Source organism: Polaribacter sp. ALD11, from assembly GCF_002831685.1.
Lineage (GTDB): Bacteria > Bacteroidota > Bacteroidia > Flavobacteriales > Flavobacteriaceae > Polaribacter.
On the sequence record NZ_CP025119.1, the window covers coordinates 1,947,641 to 1,967,648 of the forward strand.

Genomic DNA, 20,008 nt, shown 5'->3' on the forward strand with positions numbered 1-20,008 from the left:
TCAAAATGCTTTTTTAAGTTATTATAAAGAATAGATTATAAAGTATCTATGTTATTTAAGTCTTGAAACGCTTGTTTTAAACGGTTTATGAAAGTTACTTCTCCTTCACGCAACCATTTTCTCGGGTCATAATACTTTTTATTTGGCTGCTCTACTCCTTCAGGATTACCAATTTGAGTTGCTAAATAAGCTGCTTTACCCTGCATGTAATCTCTAATTCCTTCTGTAAAAGCAAACTGCAAATCAGTATCAATATTCATTTTTATAACTCCGTAACCAATAGCTTCTCTAATTTCTTCTACTGTAGAGCCAGACCCCCCGTGAAATACAAAATCGATATGATTGTGTGCTACGTTATATTTTTTTGAAATATATTCTTGAGAATTCTTTAAAATTTTTGGAGTTAATTTTACATTTCCTGGTTTGTAAACACCATGAACGTTACCAAATGCTGCAGCAATTGTAAACTGAGGAGAAACTTTTAATAACTCTTCGTAAGCATAGGCAACTTCTTCTGGTTGTGTGTATAATTTTGATGCATCTACATCCGAATTATCTACACCATCTTCTTCACCACCTGTAATACCTAATTCAATCTCTAAAGTCATACCCATTTTACTCATACGAGCTAAATACGTTTTACAGATTTCTATATTTTCTTCTAATGGCTCTTCAGATAAATCTATCATGTGAGAACTGTACAAAGGCTTTCCTGTTTCTTCGAAATGCTTTTCAGAAGCATCTAACAAACCATCTATCCAAGGTAATAATTTTTTTGCTGCGTGGTCTGTGTGTAATATTACAGGAACACCGTAAGCAACAGCTAATTCATGAATATGTTTTGCACCAGCTATACCACCAGCAATTGCTGCTTTCTCACCTTCATTAGACAAACCTTTACCTGCGTTAAATTGAGCCCCACCGTTTGAGAACTGAATAATAACCGGCGCATTTAAATCTTTTGCAGTTTCTAAAACAGCATTAATTGTGTTAGAACCAACAACATTTACAGCTGGTAATGCAAATCCTTTTTCTTTTGCAAGTTTAAAAATTTCTTGAACTTCTTTTCCTGTTGCAACTCCAGGTTTTATGTTGTGACTCATGTTATATATTTTAATTTGTTGATTCTTAATTTCATCAAAAATACTAAAAATAGGTGTTTTTTTGTTTGAAGAAAGCATAAAATAACGAAAACGTTATAGACTTTTAGCTAATTTCGTTAGAAAGGATAATTGATTCCTACATTATATACCGCACTTGCAAAATTGTAGTTTTTAAACCATTTACCTCCTTCTAAGTACGGTTCATAGGTTTTAAAACCAACATCAAGTCTTAATACAAAAAAATTTAAATCGTACCTTACCCCTAATCCAGAACCAATAGCAATGTCTTTTAATGATGATAAGTCTTTAAATTTCGAATCTTCATCTACAAATTCAGAACCAGAAATGTCCCAAATATTACCAGCATCTACAAACAAAGCTCCTTTTAAGCTATTTAATAAGTCAAACCGATATTCTGCACTTGTTAAAAATTTAAAACTACCAACATTAAATTCTAAACCACTATTTCTGCTTCCAGGACCTAATTCATACGTTTGCCACGCTCTAATATCATTCGAACCACCAGCAAAATAACTTCTTGTAAAAGGAATATCTGAATTGTCATACGTTAAAATTGCTCCCAATAAAGTTCTAACTCCGAAAACTGAATTTGAGCCAACATTCCAAAAACGTTTGTATTCTAAATCTGTTTTAAAATATTGAGCTAACGGAATTTTAAAAAGAGTTTTCTTCCCATTCGCATTATAGTCTTTAGAAAACAACCCTAAAACATTTCCAGAATTAGCAATTCTTGCTTTAAAAAAAGAGAAATTATTGTCTTTAAAATCTACCTGACTATTATAGGTATAAGTATAGGCCAACGTAGGAATTAGGAAATCTGAAGTAACAATATTGTATCTATTCTGAATATTTAAAACGGTGTTATATTCGTCTGAATTAGATGCTTTAAAACCAGGATTACTAGCAACTGCCTTTATAAAACTTAAAGATTCTGAAGCCTGTTTTTCTATATCTGTTGATAAAGGGGAATATGAGGTACCATTTGCACTATCATAAATTTTTGCGACCGTGTTTAGATTGGTAAACTCAGAACTATAAATATCAAAAAACCTGTTTATATTCAAATTCTGAATATATTGTGTATTAAAAACCTCTAATTGAATGGTTTTTTTGTTATTATATTGCCATTTATAGTCTGATAAAAGTGTAAACGTTTGTCTATCTAAACCAATATTTTTTTGAAAACTAGAACCCAAAGAAAAGAGCGTTCTTGGCGACATTCTTTTTGGTACTAATCTACTTAAGCCAAATGGAGCGATAAGCCTTGGAAACTCTAAAGAAGCATCTGCACCAATTTCCCAACCAGGACCATTCTTTGCATTAAAATAAGACCCTAAAAAAGAAAACTTTAATAATTCCGCTCCTCTAAATGCATTTCTATTCGTAAGAGAAAATTTAGCTGAAGAACCTATATTTCTAATATTAGAGTGTGTTAATTCTGTTTCAAAACCTAATGTATATTTTTCTTTAGGAGCTAAGAATAAATCCATTTTCAACTCATTCTCTGAACCTTTAATTGGTGTAAACGTAATGTTTGTTGATTTAAAATTATTAAGTGACTTTAAATGATTTCTTGTCAGGTTCCTTAAGGTGTCTTTGTAAACATCTCCAGAACTAAAAAAGATAGATTGCGCTAAATATTTCGGATTGTACTTTAATTTTTTATGAGCTAGAAAGTTTATTCCTCTATAGGAAACAGAGTCATTATATACATCGTTCTTATTAATGTGCGAGTAATCTGTAAAAACATTAATTTCTTTAATTCTGTGTACTTTATAATCTTTCTTTACATAAACACCATTGTCATCTTTAAAACGGTCTTTAGCAATTAAAAACTCTACATTTGTTTTATAATCTGTTCTTGTGGAATCTACATAAAAACCTAAAGCAGATTCAGAAAAATAGTAAATACCACTATTTTTAAAGAGTTTAACAACATTGCTGGCTTCCTTTCTAAAAGTTTTGTCGTTATATTGATCTCCACTTTTTAATAAAGAACGCATACCAGAATCTTTATAGATAGAATCTAAAACACGCGATTCAATTTTTAGTTTAATTGTATCTAATAAAGTTGGTTTACCTTTTATTATGCGATATTCTGCTACTGCTTTTTTATGAATAGAATCTCTAATAATTTTAGAATTAATTTGAGATTCGAAATAACCCTGTGTTTTGTAATAAGACCATAAATTATCTTCTGTTCTTTTTACTTTATTTTCACTTATTATTACAGGAGCATTATAACTTAAAAACCAATTATTTAATTTAATAAATGAATTTGCATAGGCGATACTTTGTTTTTCTGAAAAAATATTTTTAATAATTTTATATTTCTTCGGATGCTTTTCGCCCCATTTTAATGCTGTTTTTGGCTTATTATGATTTCCTAAATTATGAAAATACAACCCTATAGGCGCTCCTAACAGTTTAGGATTTGGTTTTTGAAGAATGTATTTTTCTAACGCTGCACTCTTATCTCTAACGCTATCTATAAAAATATAATTTTGCGTGAGCATGTGCTCATTTTCGGCAACATGTTTTGTAGAATTACAAGCGGCAAAAAATAAAATAAGTAAAAAGCAAAAAGAAAGTTTTTTCATTACTTTAGCAATACATTTAATATCAAAAATAGTATTTTTCAACGGTTTATTTCCAATTAGAAACAATTAATGAGCATCTCAAAAAATCAACTAAAGTTAATAACAAGTTTATCGCAAAAAAAGTATAGACAAAAGCATAATTTATTTGTTGCTGAAGGAATAAAAGTGATAAATGAATTGCTACATTCAACTTTTGAAGTTGAAACACTTTTTTGTACAGATGATTTTGAAACTATTATTTCTAAAGATAAAGTTACACGAATTTCTGAAACTGAACTAAAGAAAATTAGCACTTTAAAATCTCCCAACAAAGTTTTAGGAATTTTTAAAATACCTGAAGAAAAACAACTTCAAGATGCTGGTTTAATTATTGTCTTAGACGCAATTAACGACCCTGGAAATTTAGGAACCATTATTCGGTTATGTGATTGGTTTGGCGTATCTCAACTAATTTGCTCTAAAGATACAGTAGATTGTTACAACCAGAAAGTTGTACAAGCTTCTATGGGCTCTTTAACTCGAATTTCAATTCACTATACTGATTTGAAGGACTATTTATCGCAAAGTAATTTATCTACCTTTATTGCAGACATGGATGGTGCAAATGTATATAAAACCGATTTACCAAAGGAAGGGATTCTAATTATGGGAAATGAAGCAAATGGAGTTTCCGAAGAAATTAAAAAAATAATTCAGCATAAAATATCGATTCCTAGATTTGGGGAAACGCAAGAAACGGAAAGCTTAAATGTTGCTACTGCAACTGCTATTTTATTGAGTGAATTTAAAAGAGATGCTTAGTAAGCTGTTGCTATTTTCTGTAAGCTTGTTTGTACCGTAGTATAGTAAACCTAAAAAGACCTCACCGGTTTAAAAACCTGTGAGGTCTATGTTGTATCAACAAACATAAAGATCTAGATTACATTATTTTTCCTCTAAGAATCTATGCGAAAAACTTTTTGTAACTCTGTGAAATATTAAAACTTATTTACTCAAAAGCAAAATTCAAGAAAACACCACGAGTTCCCATAAAGTTTACAGGTGCTGTCCATCTACTATTTGGATCATCGTCGTATTTAATCTCATTATTCATGGCAAAAACTCCGCGAATCGATGGAGAAAACTTAAAATAATACAAATAGAAATCTACACCAACACCAACTTCATACATAAAGTTGTGGGTTTTCATTCTAAATTGACTGGCAGAATTATCTTCTTGATTACCCTCATTACTAGAAAAATTGTAATCGTAGGATATTCCTCCTAATAAATACGGACGAATATTTTTATACCTGTCTGTACTAAATTTAAACACCAAAGGAACATGCAAATACGTAGACCCAACTTCTCTAATACTGTCTTGATTAGTGCTATTCTTTAAATGATTAAATATTATTCTTTTAGAATTACTAACTAAACCTGGTTCTAAACGTAAATTTAAATTTTTATGCAATCGTAAATCTGCTATTAGACCTACATTAAAACCTGTTGTTGCTTCTACGGTAACATTAGGTTTAGCGTAAAACATCCCTGGCGAACCGGGAATAGGTATTTGTTTATCTGTAAAATTTAATTTAAAATCATTCTGATTTAATCCTAAATAAAAACCATAATGCAACAGTTTCCTATCAAACGTTGGTAAATATTCTACACGTTCTCTTTGTGCAAAAAAAGCGATTGAAGACCATAGGAAAAAACCAAAAATTAAGATTCTTTTACTCATAATTATTTACGTGCAGTATAAATTGTTGCAACTCCAAAAGTTACAGGTTTGTGTTCTGTATTGGTAAACCCATTTTTTTGTAAAATATTGTTGAACGCTTCTCCGAAAGGAAAAGAATTTGCAGATTCAGATAAATATGAATAAGCAACTTTGTCTTTAGAAAATAATTTACCTACAATTGGTAAAAATAAATTTGTGTATAATTTATACCCTTGTTTAAAAGGGAATTTCACGGGGTTAGAGGTTTCTAAAATAACCAAAACTCCTGTTGGTTTTAAAACTCTGGCAATTTCTTTAATTCCTTTATCTAAATTAGCAAAGTTACGCACACCGAAAGACACTGTAATTGCATCAAAAGTATCATCTTCGAAAGGCATATCTTCAGAATCGCCAACAATCATTTCTATTTTATCAGAAAGATTTGCTTTGGCAATTTTCTGTTTTCCAACGTCTAACATTCCTGCAGAAATATCTAAACCTACAATTCTATCTGGTTTTAAAGCAGCCATCATTAAAGCTAAATCCCCTGTTCCTGTTGCTATATCTAAAATTTGCTTCGGATTATTCTTTCCTATAATTTCAACTACTTTTTTACGCCATTTCATATCGATTCCTAAAGAAATTACACGGTTTAATCCGTCATAATTCCCAGAAATGTTATCGAACATCTCTGCTACTTGTTCTTTCTTACCTAAATTAGAATCTTTATATGGATTTATTTTTTCTGCTGACATTTTTTACCCATTTATTGCAACCACCTCATTAATCTGATTTGGAAGCATTTCTTTTAATAAATTCTCTATTCCATTTTTTAAAGTTGCTGTAGAAGAAGGGCAACCACTACATGCACCTTGTAAAATTACACTAACTACCTTATTCTCTTCGTCATAAGAACGAAAAGCAATATTACCACCATCTCCAGCAACTGCAGGTTTAATGTATTCATCTAAAATATCTACAATCTGAGCAGCAATTCCTTCTAAAGCTACTACTGGTGTTTCCATTTCATTGTCTGCGGCAGCAGTTTCTTCTTTTGGTAGTTCTTTTATAATTGTTTTACCATCTGCTAAATACTCTCTAATAAAAGTTCTAACTTCTCCGTACACATCTCCCCATTCTACCATATCGTATTTGGTAATCGAAATGTAATTATCAGAAATAAAAACTTCTTTTACAAATGGAAAATTAAAGATTGCTTGTGCTAAAGGCGATGATGCGTTTGCTTCATCTATATTTTTAAACTCAACATCTGTTTGTGTTAATGCTTTGTTTGTGCCAAACTTCATTACTGCTGGGTTTGGTGTTACTTCTGCATACACTTCAATAGCTTCTTTTTTTGATGTTTTTTGTTCGTTTACAACAACATTTCCATCATTTAAATACGCTTCTATCTGCTCTTTTACTTCTTCCTGAACGTCGATCCATTCTAGAATATCAAAACGCTGAATCGCTATAAAGTTTGCAGTAATAAATACCTTTTTTACAAATGGTAAATAAAATAATTCTTGCGCTAAAGGAGAGTTTTTAGCTTCATCTATATTGTTAAACTCATAACTACCTCCATTAATTAAAATAGTGTTACTATTATATTTAATAATGGTATTATTTGTAGTTTCTTGTATGGTAATTTTAGTATCTGACATGTTCTAAAAATTGAATTGCAAAATTAAGGGAAAAAAGATAGATAAGATTATTTTAAAGAGATAAAAACTTTAAGACTCCGCTAGAAATGACATTTTTAATGCCAAATCAAACAGAGTCTTGCTTTATAAGTATATGTAATCTACAAATTTATGGTCGCTGTAGCTGTAAAAACTTTATTGTCTATTGTTAAATTCGCTGAGTTTACATTAAAACCAGGATAAAAATTATAAGGTGCCGTTTTATTATTATCACTGTACCCAAAATCTAACTTAAAGTTTCCAAAATCATAACCTCCACCAATAGAATAGCCTTCTAAATTATCTGAATCTAATGCTAACTTATCCGGACTTTGTTCAAACTTATAACCACCTCTTATGCTAAATCGATCGAAACGCCATTCTGAACCTATATTTAACGAATGTGTGTTTCTTAATTCATCTTGAAAAAAATTGTTTTCATTTGAAAAATCTGCGTTAGATAATTTCATGTTTTTATAATTTTTGTTGATATAATCAATACTCAACAAACCATTTTTACCAAAAATAAAGGCGGTACTTAATGTTAATTTACTTGGTGTTTTAAATCTATATATAAAGCTTTGCGATGGAAAATTTCCATTAGACGTATTATTATAAATAGTTGTATTGTTACTAACTTTAATCTCAGTATCTCCTTTAAAGCCGTCATTATCTACAATATTAGATTCCTCTAATAATTCTGTAAACCAAGTTGGTGTTTGGTAAGACAGCCCAAGTCTAAAATTTTGATGAGCTTTATAAATAAAACCTAGGTTTATAGAAACACCTGCCCCAGATGTAAAGTTTTCTTGATACAGGTTTGCATCTAATGTGTTTCCATCTGAGTCCTTATTCAATTCTATTAAACTTGAACGCTGTGTAAAACTTAAATCGTAAAAATTGAAACCAACACCTAAATATAATTTGTCTTTATGAACTGAAGAGAACGCAATATTCATTTCACTTATTTCTCCCGCATAGTTGTTAAAAAAACGTTGTTCTTCTGCGATGTCATAGCTTTTAGTTGGTGTATTATTATCTAAAGGAAAATCTCTAAACGTTGCAATTCCGCTATTTCCTCTAACATCGAAACTATTTGTAAAATCTTTCTTTATTCTATAATTAAAACCGATGGCAAATTTATTCCAATCAGATTTATAAGCGCTGTCAAAAACTAGAACAGCACCTGCTTGAGATAAATTAAAAAAATTATCTTGATTGTTTCTAGAGGTACCATAATAATTAGACATTATCTCTGTGTTTCTAGAACTAAGAGAACCCGCAAAAGAACTATTATTATACACTGCTAAACCTGCGGGGTTTATATTCATTACAGAAACATCTCCACCTAGAGCACCAAACGCACCACTCATAGAGGTAAATCTGGCAGTTCCGTTAGCATCATCTTGAGAAAACAACAATGCTAAATCTTGGTATCCTAAAGATTGAGAATAGGATGTTAGTGTTACTGCGAACAATACCGCTAATGTTACATATTTTTTCATATTAATATCTTTTCTAATTTTATAAAACCTTAATTATTTCTTCTTCTAGATGAAGAAGATGAACCTCTATTAGAACTACTTCTTGTTGAAGCTGTACTTCTAGAAGCAGATCTTGTTCTCGAAGGTATATTTGTACTTCTTGAAGTATTCGAAGAACTTCTTCTAGGTGTACTTGTGGTAGCAGAACTTCTCGTTCTCGAAGAATTTGAATTTCTATTTACACTACTTACATTATTCCCCCTTCTAGATGATGATGAACCTCGTCTTGTACTAGATGAACCACTACTTCTTCTTGTTGATGAACTTCTTGTTGATGAACTTCGTCTTGTATTATTAGAACTTCTAGAAGTATTAGAAGAACTTCTCCTTGTTGTAGATGTAGCTCTTCTTGTAGGCGTTGTAGTTGTAGCACTTCTTCTTCTAGTTGTAGAAGAACTTGGCCTTGTATTGGTAGTTCTTCTTCTTGAAGTAGTTGAAGAATTTCTTGAGTTTACATTACTTCGTCTGTACGTATTATTGTACGTTGTTCTTCTTCCGTAATTGGTGTTTCTGTAATACCTGTTACTATAGTTGTTATATCTATATGGCGCCCTATAACCGTAATAGGGATTGTACAAACCATTATTCCATCCCCAAGCATAGTTATTATGATATGGGTGCCAATAAGGATTGTATCCCCAATTATTATACCCCCATCTATTTCTGTAGCTCCAATTGTTGTAACCATAAGAATCATACCCCCAGTTATTATAAGCAGGTCCAAAATTATTCCAATAAGGATCATTTATTAAGTTTATATTTACAACAACATCATTATTAGAATTGCTTCCCCAAGAAGCATTAGTATTATAATTTAAATTATCTTCTGTATAAGAATCATCAGGAGAATTGTAAGAATCTACATCTGTAAAAACATCTCCATCATTTAAATTATCAAGACGTTCTAATTCGTTTGTAAAATAGTTATTGTTGTAATTTTCATATCCTGCTTCATCTACAACAACAACTTTTCTTTCTCTTTGATTATTAGTATCGTTACCATAAATACCATCATCATTATAAGTACTTTGGTAAGTACCACAAGAAGCTAAAAGTAAATTCGCTGTAATAAATAAGATGAATTGGTTTATGTTGCGTTTTTTATATGATAGTTTCATAAGACTTGTTTTTTAGTAAACATTAATTTTGATAAAAAATTGTTACGTAAAAAAATCTAAACTTTACTTGGTCTCTAACCTTTTTATAGTAATTTTGTATTGTTTTTATAAATACAAAACATTCTTTTAACATAAATTTCACTTTAAAGGTAACAATATTTGTGCCAAACTTATAACATATGAGTAAACATTTAACAAAAAGAGCAGACGATTATTCTAAATGGTATAACGAGTTAGTTGTTAAAGCAGATTTAGCAGAAAACTCTGCCGTAAGAGGTTGTATGGTTATAAAACCATACGGTTTTGCTATTTGGGAAAAAATGCAAGCAGAATTAGATAGAATGTTTAAAGAAACAGGACATGAGAATGCCTATTTCCCGCTGTTTGTTCCTAAAAGTTTATTTGAAGCTGAAGAAAAAAATGCAGAAGGTTTTGCTAAAGAATGTGCAGTAGTTACGCATTATAGACTACAAAACGACCCTGATAATCCCGGGAAATTAAGAGTAGATCCTGATGCTAAATTAGAGGAGGAATTAGTAGTTCGTCCTACTTCGGAAGCAATTATTTGGAGCACCTATAAAGGTTGGATTCAATCTTACAGAGATTTACCGTTACTAATAAACCAATGGGCAAATGTTGTACGTTGGGAAATGCGAACACGTTTATTTCTAAGAACTGCAGAGTTTTTATGGCAAGAAGGCCATACAGCACATGCAACAAAAGCAGAAGCTATAACAGAAGCAAAACAAATGCAAGATGTGTATTCTGTTTTTGCTGAAGAATTCATGGCAATGCCTGTTGTAAAAGGATCTAAATCTGATAGCGAACGTTTTGCTGGTGCAGAAGACACCTTAACTATTGAAGCTCTAATGCAAGATGGAAAAGCTCTACAAGCTGGTACAAGTCATTTTTTAGGTCAGAATTTTGCAAAAGCATTTGATGTTAAATTTACTTCTAAAGAAGGAAAACAAGAATATGTTTGGGCAACCTCTTGGGGAGTTTCTACACGTTTGATTGGTGGCTTGATAATGACACACTCAGATGATAGTGGTTTAGTTCTTCCTCCTAAACTAGCACCCATTCAAGTTGTAATTGTGCCGATATATAAAGGTGAAGAGCAATTGGAAGCTATTTCAGAGAAAGTAGCTGTATTTGTAAAAGAATTGCGTAAAAGAGGCGTTTCTGTAAAATTTGATGACAGAGACACCTATAGACCAGGAGCAAAATTTGCTGAATATGAATTAAAAGGGGTTCCTGTAAGAATTGCTATTGGAAAGAGAGATTTAGAAAATGGTACTGTAGAAGTCGCAAGAAGAGATACTTTTGAAAAACAAACTGTTGCTCAAACCGACGTTGTAGATTTTGTAAGTAACCTTTTAGAAGAAATTCAAGAGAATTTATTTAAGAAAGCAATAGACTTTAGAAGTGAACACACAACTTCAGTCGATAATTTTGAAGATTTTAAAGCTACAATAAAAAATAAGGGTGGTTTTGTTTCTGCTCACTGGGACGGAACAGAGGAAACGGAAGATAAGATCAAAGAAATAACCAAAGCTACCATTAGATGCATTCCTAATGACGCTAAAGAAGAAATTGGGACGTGTGTTTTTAGTGGAAAACCGTCTTATAAAAGGGTGCTTTTTGCAAAAGCATATTAAATTTAAAAAAAAATGCATTTTTTTTTGAAAAACAATTGCACAAGTCAAAAAACGTTGTATATTTGCACCCGCAATCAGGAACAACTAACAAAGATTGATTGTTATGGTCCGTTCGTCTAGGGGTTAGGACGCATGGTTTTCATCCATGTAACACGGGTTCGATTCCCGTACGGACTACAAGTTTTAATATAAAAAAACGATTAAGAAATTATGGCAAATCACAAGTCAGCATTAAAGAGAATTAGAAGTAACGAAGCTAAAAGATTACGTAACAAATACCAGCACAAGACAACAAGGAATGCTGTAAGAGATTTACGTACATTTGAAGACAAGAAAGAAGCAGAAGGTAAATTAAATACTGTGCTATCTATGTTAGATAAACTAGCTAAGAACAACATTATTCATAAGAATAAAGCTGCTAACTTAAAATCTAAATTAACAAAGCACGTAGCTGCATTGTAAGATTTTAACTCTTAACAAAAATTTAAAACTCTGAATATATATTCAGAGTTTTTTTATGCTTCAAATTTAAATGATAGCTGATTTTTAAAATCTGGAATTATTAAAGATCAAGTCCAAAGTATGTTAGATTTAATAATTACACTTAAAAAATTAAAGAATCTAAATAATGCTAGTACAATACTTCTGACGTTAGTTACTTAAGAGACACTTATCATTTCATTGAGCCCAAGATAACTATACTGATCAGAACTCTATTACCAAAGCAGTTGTATGTGTTTTTAACTATTTGGGAACAACTTGTTAGAACATAACTAAACCTCAATATTTCGCTTATTTTCCTACTTGAAACACTTTTACAACTTGTTAAGCCTTTGCTTTATCTTTCAATAATATTTTATTCATTATAAATTTTAATATCATTTATATACTTTTTCTATATCAGCATATATTTTAAATCAATACAAGAAGTAATGTAATTTATGAAATATAAAAGGGTCTAAGCATAGAAATAAGACTTGTAGGTCCTCTCTAAATTATGCTTTAAAGACATCTATTATTACTTTAAAATTTACCAATCATAATTTTTATGAGCATCTAATCGAATAAAAATAAAGAGTAAAATGGTAAAGCCCCAAAGAGAAGACCCTCCATAACTAAAGAAAGGTAGCGGAATTCCTACAGTTGGTAACAAACCTATAACCATCCCTACGTTTACAACTACATGGAAAAACAGAATTGAAGCCAAACTATACCCATAAATCCTTCCGAATTTATTTGCGTGTGTTTCCGCTAAATAGATAACTCTATACATCATCAACATAAAGAGAATAATAACCAAAGAACTTCCAAAGAAACCCCATTCTTCACCAATAACACTAAAAATATAATCTGTGTGTTGCTCAGGTACAAAATCTCCTTGCGTTAAATCTCCTTTTAAAAACCCTTTTCCACTTAAACCGCCAGAACTAATTGTTAATTCAGATTGATGTGAATTGTAACCAATTCCTTGATTGTCTTTTTTCAAACCTAGAAGAACTTCAAAACGATCTCTATGGTGTTGCTTAAAAACATTATTATAAGCAAAACCTGTTCCTAATATAAAAATAGCTACAATAGCATAAACAGCTATAATTTTATGCCAATTAAAACGAATAAAGTGTTTTCCTCCTTTGTATGTAATATATATAGTAAAAATAGTAATCAATAAAAATAAACTTACCAATACCCAAGAGGTACCAAATAAGATAGTAAGTACAAATAATACAATAACCAAAGTACCTAAGGTAATATAGTTTAAAGTTAAACCCTCTCTATGCAACACAAAGAAAAAAGCTAAATAAATAAGTGCAGAACCAACATCTGGCTGCATGGTTATTAAGAAGGCCGGTGTAAAAATAATTACAAAAGCTTTAATTTGATTTTTAATTAATTTAAAATTATACTGTCTATCACTTAATAGTTTTGCAACTGCTAATGCTGTAAAAGCTTTTACAAACTCTGAAGGCTGCAAACCCAACACACCAAAATTGTACCAGGAAGTAGCACCGTTAATTGTCTTACCAAAAACAAACAAGCCTACAAGTGATACTAATGAAATGATGTAAAGTACACTCGAAAACTTCTCGTAAAATTTAGAATTAAAAAATAGAATAATTATAATTAATGGTATTGTTAAGCAAATAAAGATAAGTTGTTTTCCGTATTTAGTTGAAAAACTTAGTAATTCAATATCTTCATTTGTTTTTGAAGCCGAATAGATATTCAACCAGCCAAAACAAACTAAAATGGTAAACAAAATTACCAGAAGCCAATCGATTCCTGCAAAAATGTTATTCTGTTCCTGACGCAATTTCTTCTATTTTTGGTATTAGTTTATCATACTCAGATTGTAAACTAATATTCAACATGTTAGTTTCTCTATATTTTGTTGCTTTAGAAATTTTACCATTTAGATATTTTTCTATCATTAAACTTGTTATTGGTGCAGCAATTCTAGAACCATAACCACCATTTTCAACAAATATGGCAATAGCTATTTTAGGATTGTCTTTTGGAGCAAATGCAACTAGAATAGAATGATCTTCTAATTTTATTCGCTCTCCATTAACTACAGCATAATTTTCTGAAGTCCCTGTTTTACCGCAAATATCTATTCCTTTGACTTGATTCCGTCTTCCGGTACCCGTTTTATAAACTTCGTACATTGCTTCTATTACAGGATCAAAATGCTCTTTATCTATAGATGTTTGTTTTTTCTCTGTAAAATTTGGTGCTTTAATTGGATTCTTATCAACTTTCTTTAAAATATGAGGAGTGTAAAAGAAACCTTTATTTGCAATTGCAGCAGTAAAATTAGCTAATTGAATTGGTGTTGTTTGCACTTCTCCTTGTCCAATTGCATTCGAAATATTTGTAGAAGCATTCCACCTGTATCTATAGGCATCATCATAATATTTTCCTGTAGGAATTAAACCGGGGCTTCCTTGAGGTAAATCATATCCTAAATAGTCTCCTAAGCCAAAACTTTTTACATGATTCGCCCAATTATCTACACCTTCAGATGGCTTGTTATTTTTCTCTACAATTCTTTTATATGTATTAGAAAAATATGTATTACAAGATTTAGCAATAGCTATTTTTAATTTTACAGGCCTGCCAACAATACCACAATGACATTTCATAAATTCACCTTTTCTGTTTCCATATTTATAACCATGATAACATTTAAATGAACTATCTTTTGTAATAACACCTTCTTGTAAACCAATTAAAGCATTCATCATTTTAAAAGGAGAACCTGGAGGGTAAGAAGCTTTTAATCCTCTGTCATAAGTAGGTTTTTCTAAATTATCCGCATCCATTAAAATTGCTGAATTTTTAGATCTTTTTCTACCTACCAACATATTAGGATCGTATGTTGGCGCAGTGACCAAAGCTAAAATTTCACCCGAAGAAGGTTCTATTGCGACGATACCTCCTCTTTTACCAATCATTAATTTCTGCGCATATTCTTGAAGCTTAATATCTAGCGTAAGCATTAAATCTTTACCATTTTCTGCCAAGGTATCTTTCTCTCCGTTCTTAAAGGAACCGGTAACTTTATTCAAATTGTTACGATTAAAATACTTTTTTCCTTTACTACCTCTTAAGAAACCTTCATATTGTTTCTCTATACCATCTTTACCAATTAATTCTCCTGGTTCATAATAGGTATCCATCTTTGCAAGTTGCTCATTTACTTCACCAATATAGCCTAAAACATTTGCTGCAGCATTAATAGGATATTTTCTAATGATTCTTTTTTGAATAAAAAACCCATGGTACTTATGTAATTTTTCTTGAAGGAAAGCAAAATCTTCTTTTGCCAATTGTTTCAAAAAAACAGAGGGGAGGTAAGATGCATAATTATTTGCTTTATTATATCTCTTTAAAAAACTTTTTTTATTAATTTTTAAAAGCTTGCAAAACTCTAAAGTATCTAAAGACTTTACTTGATTTGGCTGAATCATAACATCATAAGAAAGCTGATTTGCCACCAATAAGACTCCGTTTCTATCATAAATATACCCTCTTTCTGGGTAATCGAAATCAATTTTTACAGCAGAATTATGAATAGGATCATAGTTATCTCCTCTAATTATTTGAAGTTGGAATAGACGACCTATAAAAACGACACCTACTATTGTGATTAAAAAGTAAAGTAAAAAACTTTTTTGCATTATTGCTTTTTAGAAAAAATATAAATTGATAAAAAATACAGTATCAACGTAAAAGCACTTGAATAAAGTGTATTTAATAGTACGTGATATATATTTTGAAAACTAAAGTTAATCAAAGAAAATAATATAAAATGATGTATTACTGTTAAAGTTACTACATAATTAAATTTCTTACCAAAGGGCTCTAAATTCAAATTAAAAAAAGGGTAATCTATTTCGTATTTTCTAAAAAAAACTTTTATAAAAAACAACCTCAAATACGCAGTTGTTAAAGTAGCAAAAGCATGAATACCCCCAGAATTAGAGAAAAAATCGACACTTAAACCCAAAAGGAAAGACACTAACAAAAAAGCAAATCTATTTTTCTTTAACGGATACAAGAAAATAAATAGAATGTATAGATATGGATTTATATACCCTAAAAATAAAATATTATTCAATACTAAGACTTGAAGAAGAACCAGAAATATAAAAAGAAGTCCGAAGTAGATTGTCTTGTTCATTTACTAATTTTCTAAAGATTTAATTTCTTCTTTATGTAGATTTTTAATAACGTAAACAGGCCCAATATTACTCATATCGTTAAACAACTTTACATTAATTGAATTATCTACAGCATTATTATTGTTAACTTCAATTACGGTTCCTATTAAAATGCCTTCCGGAAAAATAGTAGATTTCCCATCAGTCTCTATTGTATCTCCAATCTTCACTGGAGCTTGTCTTGGAATATCAGCTAATTGAACAATATTATAGTCTAAGCCATTCCATTTTAGAGTACCATAATATCTACTGTTTTTTAATCTTGCGTTTAATCCGCTATTTTTATTTAAAATAGATTGAACTCTCGTGTAGTTTGAAGAGACATGTTCTGTAACACCAATAATTCCTTTAGAGTTAATTACTGCCATTTCTTTATCTAAACCATCATTTCTTCCCATGTTAATAGTTAAGAAATTAAATGCGTTAGAATAATTATTGTTAATAATCTTCGCGTTTGAAAATGTATATTTTTGATGATATTTTACGGTGTCAATAACAATTGAATCCAAAGAAAAAGGAATCTTTATTTTTTGCTCTAAAAGATTTCTTAAACGTACGTTTTCTTCTAAAAGTACTGTATTAGTATGTTTAAGGTTAAAATAATCTGAAATACTAGAAATCTGATTGTACATACCCCCTGTTAAAGCATTTGCAGAGTTTACGTATTTACTTTTATGAAAATTGAGATTATTAAAAGTAAGTGTTAAAGCAATTAATTGCAACAACAAAAAGAATAAAAAATACTTAAACTTTTGAAAAAAGTAAATAAGTTGTTGCATTTATAGAACTGCTAAAAGATTATTTCATTAATATATTTTTGTATTTACCTAGTTCTTTTAAAGCAATTCCTGTTCCACGAACCACAGCTCTTAAAGGATCTTCTGCAACATAAACAGGTAAATCTGTTTTTCTAGAAAGCCTTTTATCTAAGCCTCTTAGCATGGAACCTCCACCTGCTAAATAAATACCACTGTTATAAATATCAGCAGCTAATTCTGGTGGCGTTTTAGATAATGTTTCCATAACAGCATCCTCAATTCTTAAAATAGATTTATCTAATGCTTTTGCTATTTCTCTATAAGAAACCTGTACTTGTTTCGGTTTACCACTTAGTAAATCTCTACCTTGAACCAACATGTCTTCTGGTGGGGTTTCTAAATCTTCAGTAGCTGCACCAATAGTAATTTTTATTTTTTCTGCCGTAGTTTCTCCAACATGTAAGTTATGTTGAGTACGCATGTAATACATAATATCATTTGTAAATAAATCTCCTGCAACTTTTACAGACTGATCACAAACAATACCAGCTAAAGCAATAACTGCAATTTCTGTTGTACCACCTCCTATATCTATAATCATATTTCCTTTAGGCTCCATAATGTCGATTCCAACACCAATTGCAGCAGCCATAGGTTCATAAATTAAATAGATTTCTTTGGCATTCATGTGTTTTGCAGAATCTCTAACAGCACGTTTTTCTACTTCTGTAATTCCAGAAGGAATACAGATAACCATTCTTAATGCTGGTGGAAATAACTTCTTTTTAATTGATGGAATTTGCTTTACAAATTCTTTAATCATTTCTTCAGAAGCTTGAAAATCTGCTATAACTCCGTCTTTTAAGGGACGAATCGTTTTGATATTTTCATGGGTTTTCCCTTGCATTAAATTGGCTTCTTTGCCAATTGCAATAATTTTACCCGTAGTTCTATCTCTTGCAACAATTGAAGGACTATCGATAACCACTTTTCCGTTGTGAATTATCAAAGTATTTGCGGTCCCTAAATCAATCGCAATATCCTCCGTCATAAAATCAAAAAAACCCATAAAATATCTTTGTTGTATTATTCTTACTATAGTATCACAAATCTACTAAAATTCTGATTGTAAATAACCTATAACTTATTAATGTTTAAAATGTCTAGTTCCTGTCATAACCATAGATATATTGTGCTCATTACAATAATCTATACTTAATTGATCTTTTATAGAACCTCCTGGTTGTATCACACTTTTTATACCTGCATTATCTGCAATTTCTACACAATCTGGAAAAGGAAAAAAAGCATCACTTGCCATTACACATCCATTTAAATCAAACTTGAAAGAATTTGCTTTTTCAATTGCCTGGTTTAAAGCATCTACCCTACTTGTTTGCCCTGTTCCACCTGCTAACAATTGTTTATTCTTTACCAAAATAATTGTGTTAGACTTCGTGTTTTTACACAGTTTAGAAGCAAATAATAAATCATCTAACTCAGATTGAGTTGGTTTATTGTTTGTAACATATTTTAAATCTTCTAATTGATCTGTAATACTGTCTTTATCTTGAACTAAATTACCATTTAAACAAGTTCTAATTGTTGTTGTTGGCAATGCAACTTCTTTCTTAATTAAGATAATTCTATTTTTCTTTCCTTTTAAAATTGATAAAGCTTCATCTGAATAACTTGGCGCTATTACAACTTCGCAAAATAATTTATGAATTTCTTCTGCAGTAGCAGCATCTATTTCTGTATTTGCAATTAAAACACCGCCAAAAGCAGAAACAGGGTCACCCGCTAATGCATCTAAATATGCTTGTTTTACAGTTTCTCTTTGTGCAAAACCACAAGCATTGTTATGCTTTAAAATTGCAAAAGTTGGTGCTTCTCCTTTAAATTCTTCTATTAAATTTACAGCAGCATCCACATCTAATAAATTGTTATAGCTTAATTCTTTACCATGTAACTTATCGAAAATTGATTCTAAATCTCCAAAGAAATACCCCTTTTGATGTGGGTTTTCTCCATATCTTAAAACTTGTGCATTCGTTTCACTAACTTTTAATGCTGGTTCTTCGTTATTATTAAAGTAATTAAAAATTGCAGTGTCGTAGTGTGAAGAAATATTAAAAGATTTCGCAGCAAATTTCTTTCTTTGTGCAATGGTAGTTTCTCCTTTGTTTTCAGATAATATTGATAAGAAACCGTCATACTGGTCCATTGAAGAAACCGTAAACGTATCTTTAAAGTTTTTTGCTGATGCTCTAATTAAAGAAATACCACCAATATCTATTTTCTCTACGATAGCTTCTTCAGAAGCTCCTGAAGCAACTGTTTTCTCAAACGGATATAAATCTACAATTACTAAATCTATTTGCGGAATATTGTATTCTGCTAATTCAGCAACATCACCTGCATGATCTTGTCTATTTAAAATCCCTCCAAAAACTTTTGGGTGTAATGTTTTTACTCTTCCGCCTAAAATTGAAGGATAAGAAGTAACATCTTCTACAGGAACTACATTTATCCCTAGTTCTTTAATGAATTTTTCTGTTCCTCCTGTAGAGTAAATAGTAACATTTAATTCATCTAATTTTCTTACAATTGGGGCTAGACCATCTTTGTGAAATACCGAAATTAATGCGGATTTAATTATTTTTGAAGTGCTCATTTAGTGTTGTGTTGTTAAGCACGCAAAATTAGTAAAACCAACCTTGAAACCCAATAAAAAATAGTGACAAAAATAAGAAGTAATTAACAAATAGTTTACTTAAACTTTTGTCTTAAAATCCTCTACTAAAGCGTTGTAATTTCTTGGCTCTCTTTTTTCTTCATTTTTTTTTAAAAAAATAAGACTTTTAACAAAAAAATTGAATGTAATTTCTTCATTTTAAGGGAAATTAAAAAAAATGGGCGGGGGTGAAAAATTATTCTGCTGTTTCTAAAAAATTATGAAACCATTGCACAAAATTATTTTTCCAAGATTTTTTTTTATCAACAAAATTTGAGTGATTATTGCTATTAACAGCAACTGCAGTGTATTGTTCTTTTCTCATTACTTAGGGGCTAGAGGTTTAATGATTATAGAATAT

The 20,008-nt window shown here is 30.5% G+C and carries 16 protein-coding genes and 1 tRNA gene; 4 read left to right on the plus strand and 13 right to left on the minus strand.

What is annotated here, in order from left to right:
- Positions 1-35: 35 nt before the first annotated feature.
- Positions 36-1,103, minus strand: a complete 1,068-nt coding sequence (gene fbaA, locus CW731_RS08705) for a class II fructose-bisphosphate aldolase (RefSeq protein ID WP_100947663.1) — start codon at positions 1,101-1,103, stop codon at positions 36-38.
- A gap of 116 nt (positions 1,104-1,219) precedes the next feature.
- Positions 1,220-3,724 carry a BamA/TamA family outer membrane protein gene (locus tag CW731_RS08710; protein WP_100947664.1) on the minus strand — a complete coding sequence of 835 codons (2,505 nt, stop codon included), beginning with the start codon at positions 3,722-3,724 and terminating at the stop codon, positions 1,220-1,222.
- Positions 3,725-3,793: 69 nt separating this feature from the next.
- Between CW731_RS08710 and CW731_RS08715 the strand changes: the two genes are divergently transcribed.
- The gene (locus CW731_RS08715) at positions 3,794-4,525 is read left to right on the plus strand and encodes an RNA methyltransferase (protein WP_100946353.1); all 732 of its coding nucleotides are present in this window, start codon (positions 3,794-3,796) and stop codon (positions 4,523-4,525) included.
- Positions 4,526-4,712: 187 nt separating this feature from the next.
- On the opposite strand, the gene CW731_RS08720 is transcribed toward CW731_RS08715, so the two are convergent.
- From CW731_RS08720 to CW731_RS08740, 5 genes are all read right to left on the minus strand, one after another.
- Positions 4,713-5,447, minus strand: coding sequence for a porin family protein (locus CW731_RS08720; protein WP_198519799.1), 735 nt, complete (start codon positions 5,445-5,447; stop codon positions 4,713-4,715).
- A gap of 2 nt (positions 5,448-5,449) precedes the next feature.
- Positions 5,450-6,181 carry a bifunctional demethylmenaquinone methyltransferase/2-methoxy-6-polyprenyl-1,4-benzoquinol methylase UbiE gene (gene ubiE / locus CW731_RS08725; protein ID WP_100946355.1) on the minus strand — a complete coding sequence of 244 codons (732 nt, stop codon included), beginning with the start codon at positions 6,179-6,181 and terminating at the stop codon, positions 5,450-5,452.
- A 3-nt stretch (positions 6,182-6,184) separates the two neighbouring features.
- Positions 6,185-7,090, minus strand: a complete 906-nt coding sequence (locus CW731_RS08730) for a NifU family protein (RefSeq protein WP_100946356.1) — start codon at positions 7,088-7,090, stop codon at positions 6,185-6,187.
- 140 nt (positions 7,091-7,230) lie between these two features.
- Positions 7,231-8,613: an OmpP1/FadL family transporter gene (locus CW731_RS08735; RefSeq protein WP_100946357.1), complete on the minus strand. Its 1,383-nt coding sequence runs from the start codon at positions 8,611-8,613 to the stop codon at positions 7,231-7,233.
- 29 nt (positions 8,614-8,642) lie between these two features.
- The gene (locus CW731_RS08740) at positions 8,643-9,770 is read right to left on the minus strand and encodes a hypothetical protein (RefSeq protein WP_100946358.1); all 1,128 of its coding nucleotides are present in this window, start codon (positions 9,768-9,770) and stop codon (positions 8,643-8,645) included.
- A gap of 179 nt (positions 9,771-9,949) precedes the next feature.
- Here CW731_RS08740 and proS point away from each other — a divergent pair, with 179 nt between their 5' ends.
- From proS to rpsT, 3 genes are all read left to right on the plus strand, one after another.
- The gene (gene proS / locus CW731_RS08745) at positions 9,950-11,428 is read left to right on the plus strand and encodes a proline--tRNA ligase (protein ID WP_100946359.1); all 1,479 of its coding nucleotides are present in this window, start codon (positions 9,950-9,952) and stop codon (positions 11,426-11,428) included.
- A gap of 105 nt (positions 11,429-11,533) precedes the next feature.
- Positions 11,534-11,605, plus strand: a tRNA-Glu gene (locus tag CW731_RS08750).
- Positions 11,606-11,638: 33 nt separating this feature from the next.
- Positions 11,639-11,890, plus strand: a complete 252-nt coding sequence (rpsT, locus tag CW731_RS08755; RefSeq protein ID WP_100946360.1) for a 30S ribosomal protein S20 — start codon at positions 11,639-11,641, stop codon at positions 11,888-11,890.
- A gap of 568 nt (positions 11,891-12,458) precedes the next feature.
- On the opposite strand, the gene rodA is transcribed toward rpsT, so the two are convergent.
- The 6 genes from rodA to CW731_RS15885 all read right to left on the minus strand — a co-directional run bounded on the left by rodA (position 12,459) and on the right by CW731_RS15885 (position 19,972).
- Positions 12,459-13,739 carry a rod shape-determining protein RodA gene (rodA, locus tag CW731_RS08760; protein WP_100946361.1) on the minus strand — a complete coding sequence of 427 codons (1,281 nt, stop codon included), beginning with the start codon at positions 13,737-13,739 and terminating at the stop codon, positions 12,459-12,461.
- Positions 13,720-15,609 (minus strand): penicillin-binding protein 2, encoded by a 1,890-nt coding sequence (mrdA, locus tag CW731_RS08765; protein ID WP_100946362.1) that lies wholly within the window; start codon positions 15,607-15,609, stop codon positions 13,720-13,722. Before mrdA ends, rodA begins: the two co-directional genes overlap by 20 nt.
- A 506-nt stretch (positions 15,610-16,115) precedes the next feature.
- Positions 16,116-16,931, minus strand: a complete 816-nt coding sequence (gene mreC / locus CW731_RS08775) for a rod shape-determining protein MreC (RefSeq protein ID WP_100946364.1) — start codon at positions 16,929-16,931, stop codon at positions 16,116-16,118.
- A 19-nt stretch (positions 16,932-16,950) separates the two neighbouring features.
- Entirely contained in the window at positions 16,951-17,979 is a 1,029-nt protein-coding gene (locus tag CW731_RS08780) for a rod shape-determining protein (protein ID WP_100946365.1), read from the minus strand.
- 78 nt (positions 17,980-18,057) lie between these two features.
- On the minus strand, positions 18,058-19,587 hold the full coding sequence (gene purH / locus CW731_RS08785; protein WP_100946366.1) for a bifunctional phosphoribosylaminoimidazolecarboxamide formyltransferase/IMP cyclohydrolase: 1,530 nt from the start codon (positions 19,585-19,587) through the stop codon (positions 18,058-18,060).
- A gap of 256 nt (positions 19,588-19,843) precedes the next feature.
- Positions 19,844-19,972 (minus strand): hypothetical protein, encoded by a 129-nt coding sequence (locus tag CW731_RS15885; protein WP_302849626.1) that lies wholly within the window; start codon positions 19,970-19,972, stop codon positions 19,844-19,846.
- Between the last annotated feature and the right edge of the window lie 36 nt (positions 19,973-20,008).